Raw genomic sequence first — 17,851 nt, 5'->3', positions numbered from 1 at the left:
CGGACGCGGCGTGTGCCGGTCCGGGAGCCCTGGAGCAGGATGCTTAGCGGCGCTTGGCCATGGCATCGATGAAGCGGTCGAACAGCGGCGCGACGTCGGTCGGCCCTGGGCTCGCCTCGGGGTGGCCCTGGAAGCTGAACGCGCTCTTGTCGGTACGCTCGATGCCCTGCAGGGTGCCGTCGAACAGCGACTTGTGGATGGCGCGCACGTTGCTCGGCAGGGTCGCTTCGTCGACGGCGAAACCGTGGTTCTGGCTGGTGATCATCACCACGCCGGAGTCGATGTCCTGCACGGGGTGGTTGGCGCCGTGGTGGCCATGACCCATCTTCACGGTCTTGGCACCGGAGGCCAGGGCCAGCAGCTGGTGACCCAGGCAGATGCCGAAGACCGGGATGTCGGTTTCGAGGATGTCCTTGATCGCCTGGATCGCGTAGTCGCACGGCTCGGGGTCGCCCGGGCCGTTGGAGAGGAACACGCCGTCCGGGTTCAGCGCCAGCACTTCGCTGGCCGGGGTCTGTGCCGGTACGACGGTCAGGCGGCAACCGCGGTCGACCATCATGCGCAGGATGTTGACCTTGACGCCGTAGTCGAAGGCGACGACGTGATGCGGCAGGTCGGCAGCATCGATGGTCGGGTGGCTGTCGGTCTTGAGGTCCCAGACACCGGAGCGCCACTCGTAGCGCTCCTGGGTGCTCACGACCTTGGCCAGGTCCATGCCTTTCAGGCCCGGGAAGCCGCGGGCTGCAGCGATCGCCGCTTCCTCGGTGATGTCGTCACCGGCCAGGATGCAACCGTTCTGGGCGCCCTTCTCACGCAGGATGCGGGTCAGGCGACGGGTGTCGATACCGGCGATGGCGACAACGTTGTTGGCCTTGAGGTAATCAGGCAGCGACTGGGTGTTGCGCCAGTTGCTGGCCAGCAGCGGCAGGTCGCGGATGACCAGGCCGGCGGACCAGACACGGTTGGATTCGGCGTCTTCGGCGGTGGTGCCGGTGTTACCGATGTGCGGGTAGGTCAGGGTGACGATTTGCTGGGCGTAGGAAGGGTCCGTGAGAATTTCCTGGTAGCCGGTCATTGCGGTGTTGAACACCACCTCACCAACGGTCTGCCCGTCGGCTCCAATGGCTTCACCGCGAAAAATGCTGCCATCGGCAAGGGCGAGTATGGCTGGCTTAGTCAAGAAGACCTCCCGTAAATCAAGCCTGAAAGGGCGATCGCAGGTTGCAAAAAAGCGGAATGACGTATGGACACGTCACTCCGCTTTAATATGCTGATTATCTGCGCGCTTTTAGTGGACACACTAAAGCTGTAGCTTACAGGAGTGAGGGTTTTGGGTCTACCGGATATGTGCCTGAAAAACATGGGATGGCGACATGGGTAGATCGTGGGGCCTGTTTGCGTGGCATGCCCGGAGAAGGAGGTGCAGGCCTTTGCGGGTCCTGCGGACCCGATCGCGGCCGGTCCGGCGCCCCGGCAGGGGCCGCTCCTACACCCGTAGTCCCACCGCGGGGTTGCAGGCTATCGCGGTCACCTGTGGGAGCGGCCCCAGTGCCGCGATCGGGTCCGCAGGACCCGCCAATCCGCCACACCACTGCCAGCCAGCATGACCCACCCGCACCGCCCCGCTGAAAGCCCACGGCAGGCACCTGACCTTACCAGCCCAGGCACCCACCTTTACTCAACGCAGATCCAGCACATCCTGCATGTCATACAACCCAGGCGCGCGCCCATCCAGCCACAGCGCGGCACGGACCGCGCCCTTGGCGAAGGTCATGCGGCTCGAGGCCTTGTGGGTGATCTCCACGCGCTCGCCTTCGGCTGCGAACAGCACGGTGTGATCGCCGACCACGTCGCCTGCACGCACGGTGGCAAAACCGATGGTCTTGCGGTCCCGCGCGCCGGTCTGGCCTTCGCGACCGTACACGGCCACTTCATCCAGATCGCGCCCCAGCGCCTGAGCCACGACCTCACCCATGCGCAATGCGGTCCCGGACGGCGCATCGACCTTGTGCCGGTGGTGCGCCTCGAGAATCTCGATGTCCACCTCGTCGCCCAGCACGCGAGCCGCCGTGTCGAGCAGCTTGAGGCAGAGGTTGACGCCGATGCTGAAGTTGGCGGCGAAGACGATCGGAATCTCTTTGCCCGCCTCGGCCAGCAGGGCCTTTTCATCGGTCGTGAAGCCCGTGGTGCCGATCACCATGGCCTTGCCCGCCTTGCGGCAGAAGGCCAGGTTCTTCAGGGTCACCGACGGGTGCGTGAAGTCGATGAGCACATCGAACTCGTCCGCCACCTTGGCCAGGTCCCCGCACAGGGGCACACCGATCCGGCCCAGTGCCGCCAGCTCGCCGGCATCGGCACCGACCAGCGAGCTGTCGGGCTTGTCGACCGCGGCCGTCAAACCCGCACTTGGCGCCTGTTGCTGCACGGCCTCGATGAGCGTCTTGCCCATCCGCCCTGCCGCGCCCATCACCGCAATACGTCGCATGTCGTGTTCCTTGTCAGAGATCGCCGAAGAAGCGCTTCACGCCGTCGAACCAGCCACTGGCCTTGGGCGAGTGGGAACTGTCGACCTGCAGCGAATCACGCAGCTCCTCGAGCAGCTCGCGCTGACGGCGGCTGAGATTGACCGGGGTCTCCACGGCCACGCGGCACAGCAGGTCGCCCGGTGCACCACCGCGCACGGGCGCGACGCCCTTGCCGCGCAGGCGGAACTGCTTGCCAGTCTGGGTGCCTTCCGGAATCTTCAGCTTGACGCGACCATCGAGCGTCGGCACTTCGAGTTCACCGCCCAGCGCCGCTTCGATGAAGCTGATCGGCACTTCGCAGTACAGGTGCTTGCCGTCGCGCTGGAAGATCGAGTGCTCGCGCACGCTGATGACCACGTACAGGTCGCCCGTCGGGCCGCCCTGGGTACCGGCCTCGCCTTCCCCGGACAGACGGATGCGATCGCCCGTGTCGACGCCTGGCGGCACCTTGACCGACAGCGTCTTGTACTCTTCGACGCGCCCTTCGCCCTGGCAGGACGTGCATGGGTCGCTGATGATCTTGCCCTGGCCATGGCAGCGCGGGCAGGTTTGCTGAACGGAGAAGAAGCCTTGCTGCATGCGCACCTGGCCGATGCCGCCACAGGTCGGGCAGGAGATCGGCGAGGAGCCCTTCTTGGCACCGGTGCCATCGCACGGCGCGCAGTTGACCAGAGTCGGCACGCGGATGCTGACGGTGGTGCCGCGCACCGCTTCTTCCAGGTTCAGTTCGAGGGTGTAGCGCAGGTCGCTGCCACGCTGGGCGCCACCGCGACCGCCGCCCCGGCCACCGCCGAAGAAGTCGCTGAAGACATCACCGAAGATGTCCGAGAAGTTCGCGCCGCCGAACCCAGCGCCGCCACCACCCATGCTCGGGTCGACACCGGCATGGCCGTACTGGTCGTACGCTGCACGCTTGCTGGCGTCGGACAGCACTTCGTAGGCCTCGTTGGCCTCCTTGAACATGTCCTCGGATTCTTTGTCACCCGGGTTACGGTCCGGGTGGTGCTTCATCGCCAGACGGCGATAGGCCTTCTTGAGGTCAGCTTCACTGGCGCCGCGCTCGACACCCAGCACCTCATAATAATCACGCTTTGCCATAGGTCATTTGCACTCTTGAGGGCGTTCGGCAAACCTCTGCGCATCATGCGCCGTGCCGACAGCACCTGCCGCCACACTCGGAAGCGCCCAGACAGATGCCGTAAAAATTCTCGTGTTCCAGACACGCCAACGCGGGAGCAAGCCCCCGCGCGGCGACATCCTACCAGTTGATCGCCCCCAGGCGATCAACTGGCCGACAACTTGCAGGGATTACTGCTTGTTGTTGTCTTTCACTTCTTCGAACTCGGCGTCGACCACGTCGTCCTTTTTCGCTTCGGGCTCAGCCTGCTGCTGGGCACCGCCTTGCGCCTGCTCGCCTTGCTCGGCGTACATCTTCTGCGCGACTGGAGCAGAGACCTTGGACAGCTCTTCGACCTTAGCGTCGATGGCAGCCTTGTCGTCGCCTTTCAGGGCAGCTTCCAGGGCAACCACGGCGGACTCGATCGAAGACTTCTCTTCGGCCGTCACCTTGTCGCCTGCATCGGTGACCATCTTGCGGGTCGAGTGGACCAGCGCGTCACCCTGGTTGCGGGCAGCGACCAGCTCTTCGAACTTGCGGTCTTCCTCGGCATTGGCCTCGGCGTCACGCACCATGCGCTCGATTTCGTCGTCCGACAGACCGGAGTTGGCCTTGATGACGATCGACTGCTGCTTGCCGGTGGCCTTGTCCTTCGCACCGACGTGCAGGATGCCGTTGGCGTCGATGTCGAAGGTCACTTCGATCTGTGGCACGCCGCGTGGGGCTGGCGGGATGTCGGCCAGGTCGAACTTGCCCAGGGACTTGTTCTGCGACGCCTGCTTGCGCTCACCTTGCAGCACGTGAATGGTCACGGCGTTCTGGTTGTCGTCGGCGGTCGAGAACACCTGCGACTTCTTGGTCGGGATGGTGGTGTTCTTCTCGATCAGCGCGGTCATCACGCCGCCCATGGTTTCGATACCCAGGGTCAGCGGGCTGACGTCCAGCAGCAGCACGTCCTTCACGTCACCGGCCAGAACGGCGCCCTGGATGGCAGCACCCATGGCGACGGCTTCGTCCGGGTTGACGTCCTTGCGTGCTTCCTTGCCGAAGAAGTCGGCCACGGCCTTCTGCACCATCGGCATACGGGTCTGACCACCGACCAGGATCACGTCGTCGATCTTGCTGGCGTCGATACCGGCGTCTTTCAGCGCGGTGCGGCATGGCTCGATGGTGCGCTTGACCAGGTCTTCGACCAGCGATTCCAGCTTGGCGCGGGAGATCTTCACGTTCAAGTGCTTCGGACCGGTCGCATCGGCAGTGATGTACGGCAGGTTGACGTCGGTCGACTGGGCCGAGGACAGCTCGATCTTGGCTTTTTCAGCGGCTTCTTTCAGACGCTGCAGGGCCAGTGGATCGTTCTTCAGGTCCATGCCGGACTCTTTCTTGAACTCGTCGACGAGGTAGTCGATCAGGCGCATGTCGAAGTCTTCGCCACCCAGGAAGGTGTCGCCGTTGGTGGCCAACACTTCGAACTGGTGCTCGCCGTCGACTTCGGCGATCTCGATGACCGAGACGTCGAAGGTACCACCACCCAGGTCATAGACGATCACGGTGTGGTCGCCCTTGGCCTTGTCCATGCCGTAGGCCAGGGCCGCGGCGGTCGGCTCGTTGATGATGCGCTTGACGTCCAGACCGGCGATGCGACCGGCGTCCTTGGTAGCCTGACGCTGGCTGTCGTTGAAGTAGGCCGGTACGGTGATGACCGCTTCGGTCACCGCTTCGCCGAGGTAGTCTTCGGCGGTCTTCTTCATCTTCTTCAGGACTTCGGCGCTGATCTGCGGCGGCGCCATTTCCTTGCCGGAGGCCTCGACCCAGGCGTCACCGTTGTTCGCCTTGACGATCTTGTACGGCACCAGCTTGATGTCTTTCTGCACGACGTCTTCTTCGAAGCGACGGCCGATCAGGCGCTTCACCGCGAACAGGGTGTTGTGCGGGTTGGTCACGGCCTGGCGCTTGGCGGACTGGCCGACCAGGATCTCACCGTCGTTGGCGTAAGCGACGATGGACGGCGTGGTGCGCGCGCCTTCGGCGTTCTCGATGACCTTGACGTTACCGTTTTCGAGGATGGAGACGCACGAGTTGGTGGTCCCCAGGTCGATACCGATGATCTTGCCCATGTAAACTCTCCCGAAACTTGAATTAGGTTACAGCGGCGGCTGAGGCCAACTGCGGCAATACGTGAGTGCTTGACACCTAGATGGGGATGCCCGGAAGGATTTCAAGCCTTTTCATCGATAGAAGGTTGCGCTGCCGTCGGCGCCTTGCTGACCACCACCATGGCGGGGCGCAGCAGGCGACCGTTGAGCAGGTAGCCCTTCTGGAACACCTTGAGCACGCTGTTGGGCTCGACGTCGGCGCTTTCCTGCATGGCCATGGCCTGGTGATGCTCGGCGTTGAACGGCTCGCCGTGCGGGTCGATCGGCTGCAGGTTGTAGCGTGCCAGGGTGTCGCTGAACATCTTCAGGGTCAGCTCGATGCCTTCGCGCATCGGCTTGATCGTCTCGTCGTCGGCGCTGGACAGCTCCAGGCCACGCTCGAGGCTGTCGATGACCGGCAGCAGGTCACCGGCGAACTTCTCCAGCGCGAACTTGTGCGCCTTCTCGACATCCTGCTCGGCGCGGCGGCGCACGTTCTGCAGGTCCGCGACGGCACGCAGGGATTGATCCTGGGCGGCGGCCAGCTGCTCCTCGAGCACCTGGACACGGGCACTGAGCTCGTCCGCGCCGGTTTCGTCGACGTTGCCGTTAAGGATGTTCTCGTCCAGCTGTTCGTCAGCCATGGTCTCTCTCCTGCGCAAATGGGTCTGTGCGAGGCGTGCTCGCTGGTCTGCCGGATATATGGGGGCTGAAATGCCAGCTTCAAGGGCTGACCGCCCGTCGTGATCGGCGTGCTGGCTTCGACCTCGCGAACCGGCGCGGCGCTCACTAAATCTCGGCCTGGTACGCGCCTTTGCCCTCCGCGTGCAACACCCTGCCAAACACCACCCGGCCAATGGGCATTGCCACGCTTTCGTGCGAACTGTATAAATAACCAGACCTGAATGTATAACCAGACCTGACCCCTCGGGAGCCGCCCATGCTGGTGCATCTGTCGATCCACAACTACGCCATCGTCGAACACCTTGACCTCGAGCTTGCACGCGGCATGAGCGTCATCACCGGCGAGACCGGCGCCGGCAAGTCGATCATGCTCGATGCCTTGGGCCTGGCCCTGGGCGATCGCGCCGACTGCGGGGTGGTTCGCCCGGGCGCCGACAAGGCCGACATCCTGGCCACCTTCGACCTGGTCGATATCCCCGAGGCCCATGCCTGGCTGGTGGAACGCGACCTGGAGCAGGATGGCCCGTGCATCCTGCGCCGGGTGATCACCGCCGAAGGCCGCAGCCGTGGCTACATCAACGGCACGCCCTGCCCGCTCGGCGACCTGAAGGCCCTGGGCGAGCTGCTGATCGACATCCACAGCCAGCACGAGCACCAGTCCCTGCTCAAGACCGACACCCACCGCCGCCTGCTCGACGAGTACGCCGGCGCCAGCGACTTGGCCCGCCAGGTGCAACTGGCCGCCCAGCGCTGGCGACAGACGCGCCAGGAGCTGGAGCGCCTGTCCAACTCCAGCGACGAGCAGCGCGCGCGGCACCAGCTGCTCAGCTACCAGCTCGAGGAACTCGAAAACCTCAACCTGGGCGAGAACGAACTGGAGCTGCTCGAGCAGGAGCATAAGAACCTGACCAACGCCGAAGCCCTGTTCGGCGTCTGCCGCCAGGTCATCGACCAGTGCAGCGAAAGCGATTCGGGCAACGTGCTCAGCGTGCTGAGCGCCTGCCTCAGTCGCCTGGGCAATACCGGCGACGGGCCCAAGGCCCTGGGCGAAGCGGCCAACCTGATCGCCAGCGCACAGATCCAGATCGAAGAAGCGGTCGGTGAACTCAACCGCTTCCTCGACCATTTCGATGCCGACCCGATGCGCCTGCAGGCCCTCGAAGAACGTCTCGATGCGCTGTACACCCTGGCGCGCAAGCACCGCGTGCAACCCAGCGAGCTACCCGAACTGCAGCAACGCCTGATCGACGAACTCGAAGGCCTCAACGCCAGCGATGAATCGGTCGAACGCCTGGGTGAAGAGCTGGCCGCGTACGCCAAGCACTACCAGCTCAAGGCTGCCGAACTCAGCGGCCTGCGCCACCAGGCGGCCGGCCAACTGGCCAATGCCGTCGAGCAGGAGATCCAGCGGCTGGGCATGCCGGGCGGGCGCTTCCACATCGCGCTGACACCGCTGAACGGCGACGATCTTTCGCCCCACGGCCTGGAGTCGGTCGAACTGCTGGTCAGCGCCAACCCGGGGCAGCCCCTCAAGGGTCTGGCGAAAGTCGCGTCCGGTGGCGAGCTGTCACGCATCAGCCTGGCGATCCAGGTGATCACCGCACAGACCTCGCGCATCCCGACATTGGTCTTCGACGAAGTCGACGTCGGCATCGGTGGCCCGACCGCCGAGATCGTCGGTCAACTGCTGCGACGCCTGGGCGATCGCGGCCAGGTGCTGACGGTCACCCACCTGCCCCAGGTGGCGGCGCAAGGGCACCATCACCTGTTCGTGCACAAGGTTCGACACAGCGACACCACCCACACGGCAGTCGCCAGCCTGGGCAAACGGGAACGGGTAGAAGAGGTGGCGCGCATGCTGGGCGGCATCGACCTGACCAAGGAATCCCTGGCCCACGCACGCAAGATGGTCGTCAGCGGTAAATAAAGGAAGGAAGGGGCTGGCAGGTGCGCCCTGGGGCCGCCTGCCAAGAAGAGGTGCCGCCGAGACGGCAGCCCTGGACGGGAAGCGCGCCGCCCCGATCCGTTGAGACGCTGACCGGCTCCCGGTCGTCCAGGTCAGGCGGCACCGGCTGTCACACCGCCCTCGCCGCCCTATACCCCCTCAGGTCACGCCTTCTTGGCGCGGATGTACAGGACCAGGTTATGGTCCACCAGTTCGTAACCGTGCTCCTGCACGATCTCTTTCTGACGCCGCTCGATCTCTGCGTCGAAGAACTCGATGACTTCGCCGGAATCCACGTTGACCATATGGTCGTGGTGGCCGCCATCCGCCAATTCGAACACGGCGTGACCGCCGTCGAAGTTGTGACGCACGACCAGGCCAGCCGCTTCGAACTGGGTCAGGACACGGTAAACGGTCGCCAGACCCACGTCCTCGCCGGCCTCCATCAGTGCCTTGTACACATCCTCGGCGCTCATGTGGCGCTGCTCGTTCAGGTCGAGCATCTGGAGGATCTTGACTCGAGGCAGTGTCACCTTGAGACCGGCTTTGCGTAATTCGCTATTTTCAACCATGGTCAGCTTTCTCGCCGATGCTGCTTCGCAGCTTCTCTTAATACGGGTATGATCGGGGTTTACGTTGTCCAGCCAAGATAGTGGAAGTCGCCCACCGATGCAAAACACCAAGCTCTTGCTAACCAGCCTCACCTTCGTGGGACTGCTCGCACTCGCCGGTTGCTCGTTTCCCGGGGTTTACAAAATCGACATCCAGCAGGGCAATGTCGTCACGCAGGACATGATAGACCAATTGCGCCCCGGAATGACCCGGCGCCAGGTAAGGTTTATCATGGGCAACCCGCTGCTTCAGGACACGTTCAACACCAATCGCTGGGATTATCTCTATACCCTGCAGCCCGGTGGTGGCCAGCGTCAGCAAGAGCGCATGAGCGTCTTCTTCAACGACAGCGACCAACTGGTCAACCTGTCTGGCGACTTCATGCCAGGCGTGAGCAAGGACCAGGCGATCCTCGAAGGCAGCGGTGACACCACCGTTACGCCCGTGGATGAAAACGGCCAGCCGCAACCGGCCGAGCAGCCTGCCAAGCCTGGTTCGCTGGAAGAGTCGATCCAGCGCGAGATCGACACCATCGAGACCACGCCCGTGCCGACACCGGCGCCGCTCGAGACGTCTCCGCAGTAACAGCGTCGACCTCGCGGGTCGCCTCGCCACCCGCGCTCGCCTGAAACGGCCCGTCCAGTCACTGGACGGGCCGTTTTGCATTCAGCCGTGCAGCTGCTTGGCGCGCTGGCAGAACGCGTCGACCAGGGTGTTGGCCGCCTGGTTGAACAACGGCCCGAGGGTCGCCCGCACGATAGGCCCGGCGTAATCGAACGCCAGGTCCAGGCTGATCTTGCAGGCTTTGTCGCCCAGGGGCTTGAACACCCAGACACCGTGCAGCTGGGTGAACGGCCCTTCCTCGAGGTTCATCTCGATGGACTGGCCCGGCACCAGGATGTTGCGGGTGACGAACTGCTGGCTCATCCCGCCCTTGGCCACTTCCAGCTTGGCGCGCATGTGCGTGTCGCTGGACTCGAGCACCGTCGCGGCCGAGCACCAGGGCAGGAACTGTGGATAGCTGGCCACATCATTGACCAGATCGTAGAGCGCCTGGGCGGGATAAGGCAGCAAGGCGGAACGTTGGATATGGGTAGTCAAGGCATCACTTCCAAAGCGGGGGCGGCAGCGCCGTGTGGCGCCTCTGGACCTGTCCTGTAGGAAAGACAGTGCCTGTATTGTCCGGGTTTCGTCCGGCAGGCTCAAGCATGCAGAAATCCCGTAGCCGACAACGCAAACCGCTGCTTATAATGCCAACCCTATGGCTAAGCAAAAGAAACATCCGACCGGGACCATCGCGCAGAACAAGAAAGCGCGACACGATTACTTCATCGAACACAAGTTCGAGGCCGGACTGGTCCTGTCCGGTTGGGAAGTAAAAAGCCTGCGAGCGGGCAAGGCCCACCTGACGGACAGCTACGTGCTGCTCAAGGATGGCGAGGCCTGGCTGTTCGGCAGCCACATCACCCCCCTGACGGCGGCCAGCACCCACGTCATCGCCGACCCGCAACGCACGCGCAAGCTGCTGCTGAACAAGCGCGAGCTCGAACGCGTCGAGGCGGCGGTCGCGCAGAAGGGCTACACCTGCGTGGCCCTGGCGTTGTACTGGAGCAAGCACCTGATCAAGTGCGAGATCGCGCTGGGCAAGGGCAAGAAGGAATACGACAAGCGCGACACCGAGCGCGAGCGCGATTCCAACCGCGAAATGCAGCGGGCCGTGCGGAGCAAGGGCAAGGACGAGTAAGGTGGATTTGGGTGGCGTGTAGCCGCCTGGCACACCGTTGTATCTCGGGTGCCGAGTACCGCACTGCTGCTTTTGATCGGCGTTGCTGGTTTTGTGGGCCCTGCGGGCCCAATCGCGGCACAGGGGCCGCTCCTACAGGAGATCGCGTTCGCCTGAGCCGCCGCGGTCGGTGTAGGAGCAGCCCCTGCCGGGGCGCCGGACCGGCCGCGATCGGCCCTGCAAGGGCCGTAAACCCCGCCCACCCCCTCTCACATCAATCCCCAAACACTCAGCCACTCACCGCCCACTCCGCCGCTCCGCCCTCGCCACCCGCTGGGCCTCCTGCTGCGCCTCCTGCAACACCTCCTGCACATACAGAATGTGCTGACTGGACACCTCCCGCGCCTCATCCGCCCGACCTTCGACGATCGCCAGGTACAGCGCCCGGTGCTGCGTGATCAGCATGTCCCGCGTCTCCGCCCGCTGCTGATACATGCCGCCAATATTGGTCACCACGTTGCGCTTGAGCAGGTCGAACAACCCGCGGATCGTGTGCAGCAGCACCGCGTTGTGGCTCGCCTCGGCAATCGCCAGGTGGAAACGCGCATCGGCAGCGCCCTCCTCCGCCCGGCTCACGCGGTCGGCCCGTGAATAGCAATCCTGCAGCGCATCGAACGCCGCCTTGAGCCGCTCCCGGTCCGGCTCGGTCGCACGCTGGGCCGCGTAATACGCGCATGAAGCCTCCAGCGTATGGCGAAACTCCAGCAGATCCCGCTGGGCATCCCCGCTGTGCTCGAGCAGGTTCAGCAGCGGATCACTGAACGTCGACCCCAATGACTCGGCCACATAGTTGCCGCCCCCCTGGCGACTGACCAACAGCCCCTTGGCCACCAGCTTCTGGATCGCCTCGCGCAGCGAAGGCCGCGACACGCCGAACTGCTCGGCCAGCGCGCGCTCGGCCGGCAGGCGTTGCCCGGAGGTCAAGGTGCCCTCGAGAATCATCGCTTCCAGGCGCTCGACGATATCGTCGGACAACCGCCGCTGGCGAACCTGATCAAACACCATCTGACGCACTCCTTCACCACGCGCTCACAGGCGCGCATTGTCGCTCATCCACTACCGCGCGACATCCACCCGCGCCACCGCCGATCGCCTTGCGACCAACGTCGACACCGAGACAAATTGACACACCCTGGGCGAGGCTTTTACCCTACTCACTCCACATTGTAAATTGGTATTACCAATTTACAATGCCAGCGCATGACCAACAACAATTAGGGGCCACCCCATTATGCAAACCTGGCAACAACTCTACTCGCCGCTTGGCAGCCTGGGCCTGTCCGCGCTCGCCGCCGTCATCCCGATCGTGTTCTTCTTCCTGGCTCTGGCCGTGTTCCGCCTCAAAGGCCATGTGGCCGGCAGCATCACCTTGGCGCTGTCGATCCTGGTGGCGATCTTCGCTTTCCAGATGCCTGCCGACATGGCCATCGCCGCCGCAGGCTACGGCTTCGCCTACGGGCTGTGGCCGATCGCCTGGATCATCGTCGCTGCCGTGTTCCTCTACAAACTCACGGTCAAGAGCGGCCAGTTCGAGGTCATTCGCAGTTCGGTGCTGTCGATCACCGACGACCAGCGCCTGCAGGTGCTGCTGATCGGCTTCTGTTTCGGGGCCTTCCTGGAAGGTGCTGCCGGCTTCGGCGCGCCCGTGGCGATCACCGCCGCGCTGCTGGTCGGCCTGGGCTTCAACCCGCTGTACGCCGCCGGCCTGTGCCTGATCGCCAACACCGCGCCGGTGGCCTTCGGCGCCCTGGGCATCCCGATCATCGTCGCCGGCCAGGTAACCGGCATCGACGCCTTCCATATCGGCGCCATGACCGGCCGCCAGCTGCCGCTGCTGTCGCTGTTCGTGCCGTTCTGGCTGGTGTTCATGATGGACGGCCTGCGCGGCGTGAAGGAAACCTGGCCAGCCGCGCTGGTGGCGGGCCTGAGCTTCGCCGTCACCCAGTACTTCACCTCCAACTTCATCGGCCCGGAACTGCCGGACATCACCTCGGCCCTGGCCAGCCTGATCGCCCTGACCCTGTTCCTCAAGGTCTGGCAGCCCAAGCGCGCCATGACCAGCATGGCCGGCAGCACCGCCGCGGTCGCCAGTGGCGGCGGCATTCAGCCCAGCCCCTACAGCCTGGGCGAGATCTTCAAGGCCTGGTCGCCGTTCCTGATCCTCACCGTGCTGGTGACGGTCTGGACCCTCAAGCCGTTCAAGGCCGCGTTCGCCTCGGGCGGGGCGATGTACGACTGGGTGTTCAACTTCGCCATCCCGCACCTCGACCAGCTGGTGATCAAGACCGCGCCGATCGTCGTCAACGCGACGCCCATGCCAGCGGTGTTCAAGCTCGACCCGATCTCCGCCACCGGCACCGCGATCTTCCTCTCCGCCCTGCTGTCGATGCTGGTACTGAAGATCGACGTCAAAACTGGTCTGACCACTTTCAAAGAGACGCTGTACGAACTGCGCTGGCCGATCCTGTCGATCGGCATGGTGCTGGCCTTTGCCTTCGTCACCAACTACTCGGGCATGTCGTCGACCATGGCCCTGGTCCTGGCCGGCACGGGCGCCGCCTTCCCGTTCTTTTCGCCGTTCCTCGGGTGGCTGGGCGTGTTCCTGACCGGCTCGGACACCTCGTCCAATGCCCTGTTCAGCTCGCTGCAGGCCACCACCGCCCACCAGATCGGCGTCAGCGACACTCTGCTGGTGGCGGCCAACACCAGCGGCGGCGTGACCGGCAAGATGATTTCGCCCCAGTCCATCGCCGTGGCCTGCGCCGCCACCGGGCTGGTCGGCAAGGAATCGGACCTGTTCCGCTTCACCCTCAAGCACAGCCTGTTCTTCGCCACCATCGTCGGCCTGATCACCCTGGTCCAGGCCTACTGGCTGACCGGTATGCTGGTGCACTGACGTGACGAACGCCGGGCGTGCACACCTGCGCCCGGCCTTTTCCCACACTTCACGCTGCGAGATCCCATGATCATTTCCGCCTCGACCGACTACCGCGCAGCCGCACAACGCAAGCTGCCACCGTTCCTGTTCCACTACGCCGACGGTGGCGCCTACGCCGAGCACACGCTGCGCCGCAACGTCCAGGACCTGGCCGACATCGCCCTGCGCCAGCGGGTGCTGAAGAACATGTCCGAGCTGAGCCTGGAAACCCGCCTGTTCAACGAGACCCTAAGCATGCCGGTGGCGCTGGCGCCGATCGGCCTGGCCGGGATGTACGCCCGTCGCGGCGAAGTGCAGGCCGCGCGCGCCGCCGCCAGCAAGGGCATCCCCTTCACCCTGTCCACCGTCTCGGTCTGCCCGATCGAAGAAGTCGCCACGGCCATCGACCGGCCCATGTGGTTCCAGCTCTACGTGCTCAAGGACCGCGGCTTCATGCGCAACGCCCTGGAGCGGGCCAAGGCCGCTGGGGTCAAGACCCTGGTGTTCACCGTCGACATGCCGGTGCCCGGCGCGCGCTACCGTGATGCCCACTCCGGCATGAGCGGCGCCAACGGCCCGTTGCGCCGCGTGCTGCAGGCCATGACCCACCCCCAGTGGGCCTGGGACGTCGGTATCAACGGCCGCCCCCACGACCTGGGCAACATCTCGGCGTACCGCGGCAACCCCACGGGCCTGGCCGACTACATCGGCTGGCTGGGCGCCAACTTCGACCCGTCGATCTCCTGGAAGGACCTGGAGTGGATTCGCGACACCTGGGACGGCCCTATGCTGATCAAGGGCATCCTCGACGCCGACGACGCCCGTGACGCGGTGCGCTTCGGCGCCGACGGCATCGTCGTCTCCAACCACGGCGGCCGCCAGCTCGACGGCGTGCTGTCCAGCGCCCGCGCGTTGCCGGCGATCGCCGATGCGGTCAAGGGCGACCTGACCATCCTCGCCGACTCGGGCATCCGCAGCGGCCTGGACGTGGTGCGCATGATCGCCCTCGGCGCCGACAGCGTGCTGATCGGCCGCGCCTTCCTCTACGCCCTGGCGACCCATGGCGAGGCCGGCGTGAAAAACCTGCTCGACCTGTTCGAAAAAGAAATGCGCGTGGCCATGGTGCTGACCGGTGCCAAGTCCATCAGCGAGATCAGCCGTGACTCGCTGGTGCGCGAACTGGGCGCCTGACCCCGCCCTTCACACCGCCCGATTGACCGGGGCACCTGTCGCGCCAGACGGCACGGCCCCGCGAGGAGATTGCATGAGCCTGCCCGCCACCTTCCTGCGCGACGCCGAACGCCTGATCCCGGCCGCGCGCCGCTTCGACGACCCGACCTCGACCCTGGCCTTCGGCACCGATGCCAGCTTCTACCGGCTGATCCCCCAGCTGGTGGTACGCGTCGAGTCCGAGAACGAGGTGGTCGGCCTGATCCACCTGGCCCAGCGCGACCGCGTCTCGCTGACCTTCCGCGCCGCCGGCACCAGCCTCTCCGGCCAGGCCATCAGCGATTCGGTGCTGATCGTGCTGGGCGACCAGTGGAACGGCCGGCAGATCCGCGACAACGGCGCGCAGATCCGCCTGCAACCCGGCGTCATCGGCGCCCAGGCCAATGCCTGGCTGGCCCCCTACGGGCGCAAGATCGGCCCCGACCCGGCCTCGATCAACGCCTGCAAGATCGGCGGCATCGTCGCCAACAACGCCAGCGGCATGTGCTGCGGCACCGCGCAGAACACCTACCACACCCTGGCCGGCCTGCGCCTGGTGCTGGCCGACGGCACCTGCCTGGACAGCGAAGACCCGGCCAGCGTCGCCGCCTTCGAGCGCAGCCACGCCCCGCTGCTCGCCGAACTGGCGCGCCTGGGCCGCGAGACCCGCGCCAACACCGCCCTGGCCGAACGCATCCGCCACAAGTACCGCCTGAAGAACACCACCGGCCTGTCGCTCAACGCCCTGGTGGACTACGACCAGCCGCTGGACATCCTCTGCCACCTGATGGTCGGCTCCGAAGGCACGCTCGGCTTCATCAGCGCCGTCACCTACGACACCGTGCCCGACCACCCGCACAAGGCCACCGCGCTGATCGTCTTCCCCGACGTCGAGAGCTGCTGCAACGCCGTGACCCTGCTCAAGCGCCAGCCGGTCTCGGCCGTCGAACTGCTCGACCGCCGCAGCCTGCGCTCGGTGCAGGACATGGTCGGCATGCCGACCTGGGTCAAGGCCTTGCCCGACCGCGCCTGCGCCCTGCTGATCGAGTCGCGCGCCGCCACCCAGAGCCTGTTGCACGAGCAGCTCGACCAGGTGCGCGCCGCCATCGTCCACTTCCCCCTGGAGCAGAAGGTCGACTTTAGCGAAGACCCAGGCGTATACAACCTCCTGTGGAAGATCCGCAAGGACACCTTCCCCGCCGTCGGCGCCGTGCGCCAGACCGGCACCACGGTGATCATCGAAGACGTCACCTTCCCCGTCGAACGCCTGGCCGAAGGCGTCAACCGGCTGATCCAGCTGTTCGAACGGCACCGCTACGACGAGGCGATCATCTTCGGCCATGCCCTGGAGGGCAACCTGCACTTCGTCTTCACCCAGGGCTTCAACAGCCCCGCCGAAGTGGCGCGCTACCAGGCCTTCATGGACGACGTCGCCCAGTTGGTGGCGGTGGAATTCGGCGGCTCGCTCAAGGCCGAACATGGCACCGGCCGCAACATGGCACCCTTCGTCGAACTCGAGTGGGGCCACGACGCCTACCAGCTGATGTGGACGCTCAAACGCCTGCTCGACCCCGACGGCATCCTCAACCCCGACGTGGTGCTCAGCGACGACCCGCAGATCCACCTCAAGCACCTCAAGCCGCTGCCCGCCGCCGACGCCATCGTCGACAAGTGCATCGAGTGCGGCTTCTGCGAACCGGTGTGCCCATCCAAGGGCCTGACCCTCAGCCCACGCCAGCGCATCGTCATGTGGCGCGACATCCAGGCCCGCCAGCGCGCCGGCGAAGATACTCGCGAGCTGATGCAGGCCTACCAGTACCAAGGCATCGACACCTGCGCCGCCACCGGCCTGTGCGCCCAGCGCTGCCCGGTCGGCATCAACACCGGCGAGCTGGTGAAGAAGCTCCGCGCCCAGGCCGCCACCCACGCCAAGACCGCCGACTGGCTCGCCGACCACTTCCACACCACCTTGCGCGGCGCCCGCCTGACCCTGGCCGCCGCCAACAGCGCCCGCAAACTGCTTGGCGCCCCACGCCTGGCCCGCCTCAGCGCCACCCTCACCCAGGCCAGCGGCGGCCGCCTGCCCCAGTGGACCCCGGCCCTGCCGCAGCCCCTGCGCACACCCCCCGCCCTGGCCACCCAGCAGGACCAACGCCCACGGGTGGTCTACCTCGCCGCCTGCGTCTCCCGCGTCATGGGCCCGGCCGCCAGCGACCGCGAGCAGACCTCCCTGCTGGACAAGACCCGCGCCCTGCTGGAAAAGGCCGGCTACCAGGTGGTCTTCCCCGACAACGCCGACAGCCTCTGCTGCGGCCAACCCTTCGCCTCCAAGGGCTATGCCGAACAGGCCGAGTTCAAGCGCCAGGAACTGATCAACGCCCTGCTCCAGGCCAGCCGCGGCGGTATCGACCCGATCTACTGCGACACCAGCCCCTGCACCCTGCGCCTGGTCCAGGACCTGGACGACACCCGCCTGGAACTGCACGACCCGGTGCGCTTCATCCGCACCTACCTGCTCGACAAGCTCGAGTTCACCCCCCAGGACGAACCCGTTGCCGTGCACGTGACCTGCAGCACCCAGCACCTGGGCGAAAGCCAGGCCCTGATCGACCTGGCCCGACGCTGCAGCACGCAGGTGATCGTCCCCGAAGGCATCCACTGCTGCGGGTTCGCCGGCGACAAGGGCTTCACCACCCCCGAGCTGAACGCCCACGCCCTGCGCAGCCTCAAGGACGCGGTGCAGTATTGCGGCGAAGGTATCTCCACCAGCCGCACCTGCGAGATCGGCCTCTCCGACCACAGCGGCATCGACTACCACGGCCTGGTCTACCTGGTGGACCGCGTCACACGGCCGCTGAACAAGACCGCGCCCGTACCGGAACCCGCCTGATGGCCTGAAGCCACCCATGCTGACAGGCCTGGCC

Annotated in this window: 14 protein-coding genes; 6 read left to right on the top strand and 8 right to left on the bottom strand. The window is 65.4% G+C overall.

Going from position 1 to position 17,851, the window contains the following annotated elements; translation table 11 throughout:
- Positions 1-43 precede the first annotated feature (43 nt).
- From APT63_02900 to APT63_02880, 5 genes are all read right to left on the bottom strand, one after another.
- Positions 44-1,180 carry a carbamoyl phosphate synthase small subunit gene (locus APT63_02900; protein AMA44649.1) on the bottom strand — a complete coding sequence of 379 codons (1,137 nt, stop codon included), beginning with the start codon at positions 1,178-1,180 and terminating at the stop codon, positions 44-46.
- A gap of 498 nt (positions 1,181-1,678) precedes the next feature.
- Positions 1,679-2,485 (bottom strand): 4-hydroxy-tetrahydrodipicolinate reductase, encoded by an 807-nt coding sequence (locus APT63_02895; protein AMA44648.1) that lies wholly within the window; start codon positions 2,483-2,485, stop codon positions 1,679-1,681.
- 13 nt (positions 2,486-2,498) lie between these two features.
- Positions 2,499-3,623 carry a molecular chaperone DnaJ gene (locus APT63_02890; GenBank protein ID AMA44647.1) on the bottom strand — a complete coding sequence of 375 codons (1,125 nt, stop codon included), beginning with the start codon at positions 3,621-3,623 and terminating at the stop codon, positions 2,499-2,501.
- A gap of 210 nt (positions 3,624-3,833) precedes the next feature.
- Positions 3,834-5,759 (bottom strand): molecular chaperone DnaK, encoded by a 1,926-nt coding sequence (gene dnaK, locus APT63_02885; GenBank protein AMA44646.1) that lies wholly within the window; start codon positions 5,757-5,759, stop codon positions 3,834-3,836.
- Positions 5,760-5,860: 101 nt separating this feature from the next.
- Positions 5,861-6,421, bottom strand: a complete 561-nt coding sequence (locus APT63_02880; GenBank protein ID AMA44645.1) for a molecular chaperone GrpE — start codon at positions 6,419-6,421, stop codon at positions 5,861-5,863.
- Between the two features lie 296 nt (positions 6,422-6,717).
- Here APT63_02880 and APT63_02875 point away from each other — a divergent pair, with 296 nt between their 5' ends.
- On the top strand, positions 6,718-8,388 hold the full coding sequence (locus APT63_02875) for a DNA repair protein RecN (GenBank protein AMA44644.1): 1,671 nt from the start codon (positions 6,718-6,720) through the stop codon (positions 8,386-8,388).
- A gap of 182 nt (positions 8,389-8,570) precedes the next feature.
- Here APT63_02875 and APT63_02870 read toward each other — a convergent pair whose 3' ends face one another.
- Positions 8,571-8,978 (bottom strand): Fur family transcriptional regulator, encoded by a 408-nt coding sequence (locus tag APT63_02870; protein AMA44643.1) that lies wholly within the window; start codon positions 8,976-8,978, stop codon positions 8,571-8,573.
- Positions 8,979-9,075: 97 nt separating this feature from the next.
- Between APT63_02870 and APT63_02865 the strand changes: the two genes are divergently transcribed.
- On the top strand, positions 9,076-9,603 hold the full coding sequence (locus APT63_02865; protein ID AMA44642.1) for a hypothetical protein: 528 nt from the start codon (positions 9,076-9,078) through the stop codon (positions 9,601-9,603).
- An 81-nt stretch (positions 9,604-9,684) separates the two neighbouring features.
- On the opposite strand, the gene APT63_02860 is transcribed toward APT63_02865, so the two are convergent.
- Entirely contained in the window at positions 9,685-10,119 is a 435-nt protein-coding gene (locus APT63_02860; GenBank protein AMA44641.1) for a ribosome association toxin RatA, read from the bottom strand.
- 160 nt (positions 10,120-10,279) lie between these two features.
- On the opposite strand from APT63_02860, the gene smpB reads away from it, so the two are divergent.
- The gene (smpB, locus tag APT63_02855; protein AMA44640.1) at positions 10,280-10,762 is read left to right on the top strand and encodes an SsrA-binding protein; all 483 of its coding nucleotides are present in this window, start codon (positions 10,280-10,282) and stop codon (positions 10,760-10,762) included.
- 276 nt (positions 10,763-11,038) lie between these two features.
- Here smpB and pdhR read toward each other — a convergent pair whose 3' ends face one another.
- Complete coding sequence (gene pdhR, locus APT63_02850; GenBank protein AMA44639.1) at positions 11,039-11,806, bottom strand: transcriptional regulator PdhR; 768 nt, start codon at positions 11,804-11,806, stop codon at positions 11,039-11,041.
- A gap of 226 nt (positions 11,807-12,032) precedes the next feature.
- On the opposite strand from pdhR, the gene APT63_02845 reads away from it, so the two are divergent.
- From APT63_02845 to APT63_02835, 3 genes are all read left to right on the top strand, one after another.
- On the top strand, positions 12,033-13,697 hold the full coding sequence (locus APT63_02845) for an L-lactate permease (GenBank protein ID AMA44638.1): 1,665 nt from the start codon (positions 12,033-12,035) through the stop codon (positions 13,695-13,697).
- Between the two features lie 66 nt (positions 13,698-13,763).
- Positions 13,764-14,909 carry an alpha-hydroxy-acid oxidizing enzyme gene (lldD, locus tag APT63_02840; protein ID AMA44637.1) on the top strand — a complete coding sequence of 382 codons (1,146 nt, stop codon included), beginning with the start codon at positions 13,764-13,766 and terminating at the stop codon, positions 14,907-14,909.
- A gap of 73 nt (positions 14,910-14,982) precedes the next feature.
- Positions 14,983-17,817, top strand: a complete 2,835-nt coding sequence (locus APT63_02835) for a 4Fe-4S ferredoxin (GenBank protein ID AMA44636.1) — start codon at positions 14,983-14,985, stop codon at positions 17,815-17,817.
- The last annotated feature ends 34 nt before the right edge of the window (positions 17,818-17,851 follow it).

The organism is Pseudomonas monteilii (assembly GCA_001534745.1).
Classification (GTDB): domain Bacteria; phylum Pseudomonadota; class Gammaproteobacteria; order Pseudomonadales; family Pseudomonadaceae; genus Aquipseudomonas; species Aquipseudomonas alabamensis.
The sequence above is the reverse complement of the archived record's forward strand: the minus strand, read 5'-3'. Positions and strand labels throughout refer to the sequence as shown.

Coding starts and splice junctions, on each gene's coding strand:
- APT63_02895 (AMA44648.1), bottom strand. CDS start 2,485: ATGCGACGTATTGCGGTGATGGGCGCGGCAGGGCGGATGGGCAAGACG.
- APT63_02890 (AMA44647.1), bottom strand. CDS start 3,623: ATGGCAAAGCGTGATTATTATGAGGTGCTGGGTGTCGAGCGCGGCGCC.
- dnaK (AMA44646.1), bottom strand. CDS start 5,759: ATGGGCAAGATCATCGGTATCGACCTGGGGACCACCAACTCGTGCGTC.
- APT63_02880 (AMA44645.1), bottom strand. CDS start 6,421: ATGGCTGACGAACAGCTGGACGAGAACATCCTTAACGGCAACGTCGAC.
- APT63_02875 (AMA44644.1), top strand. CDS start 6,718: ATGCTGGTGCATCTGTCGATCCACAACTACGCCATCGTCGAACACCTT.
- APT63_02870 (AMA44643.1), bottom strand. CDS start 8,978: ATGGTTGAAAATAGCGAATTACGCAAAGCCGGTCTCAAGGTGACACTG.
- APT63_02865 (AMA44642.1), top strand. CDS start 9,076: ATGCAAAACACCAAGCTCTTGCTAACCAGCCTCACCTTCGTGGGACTG.
- smpB (AMA44640.1), top strand. CDS start 10,280: ATGGCTAAGCAAAAGAAACATCCGACCGGGACCATCGCGCAGAACAAG.
- pdhR (AMA44639.1), bottom strand. CDS start 11,806: ATGGTGTTTGATCAGGTTCGCCAGCGGCGGTTGTCCGACGATATCGTC.
- APT63_02845 (AMA44638.1), top strand. CDS start 12,033: ATGCAAACCTGGCAACAACTCTACTCGCCGCTTGGCAGCCTGGGCCTG.
- lldD (AMA44637.1), top strand. CDS start 13,764: ATGATCATTTCCGCCTCGACCGACTACCGCGCAGCCGCACAACGCAAG.
- APT63_02835 (AMA44636.1), top strand. CDS start 14,983: ATGAGCCTGCCCGCCACCTTCCTGCGCGACGCCGAACGCCTGATCCCG.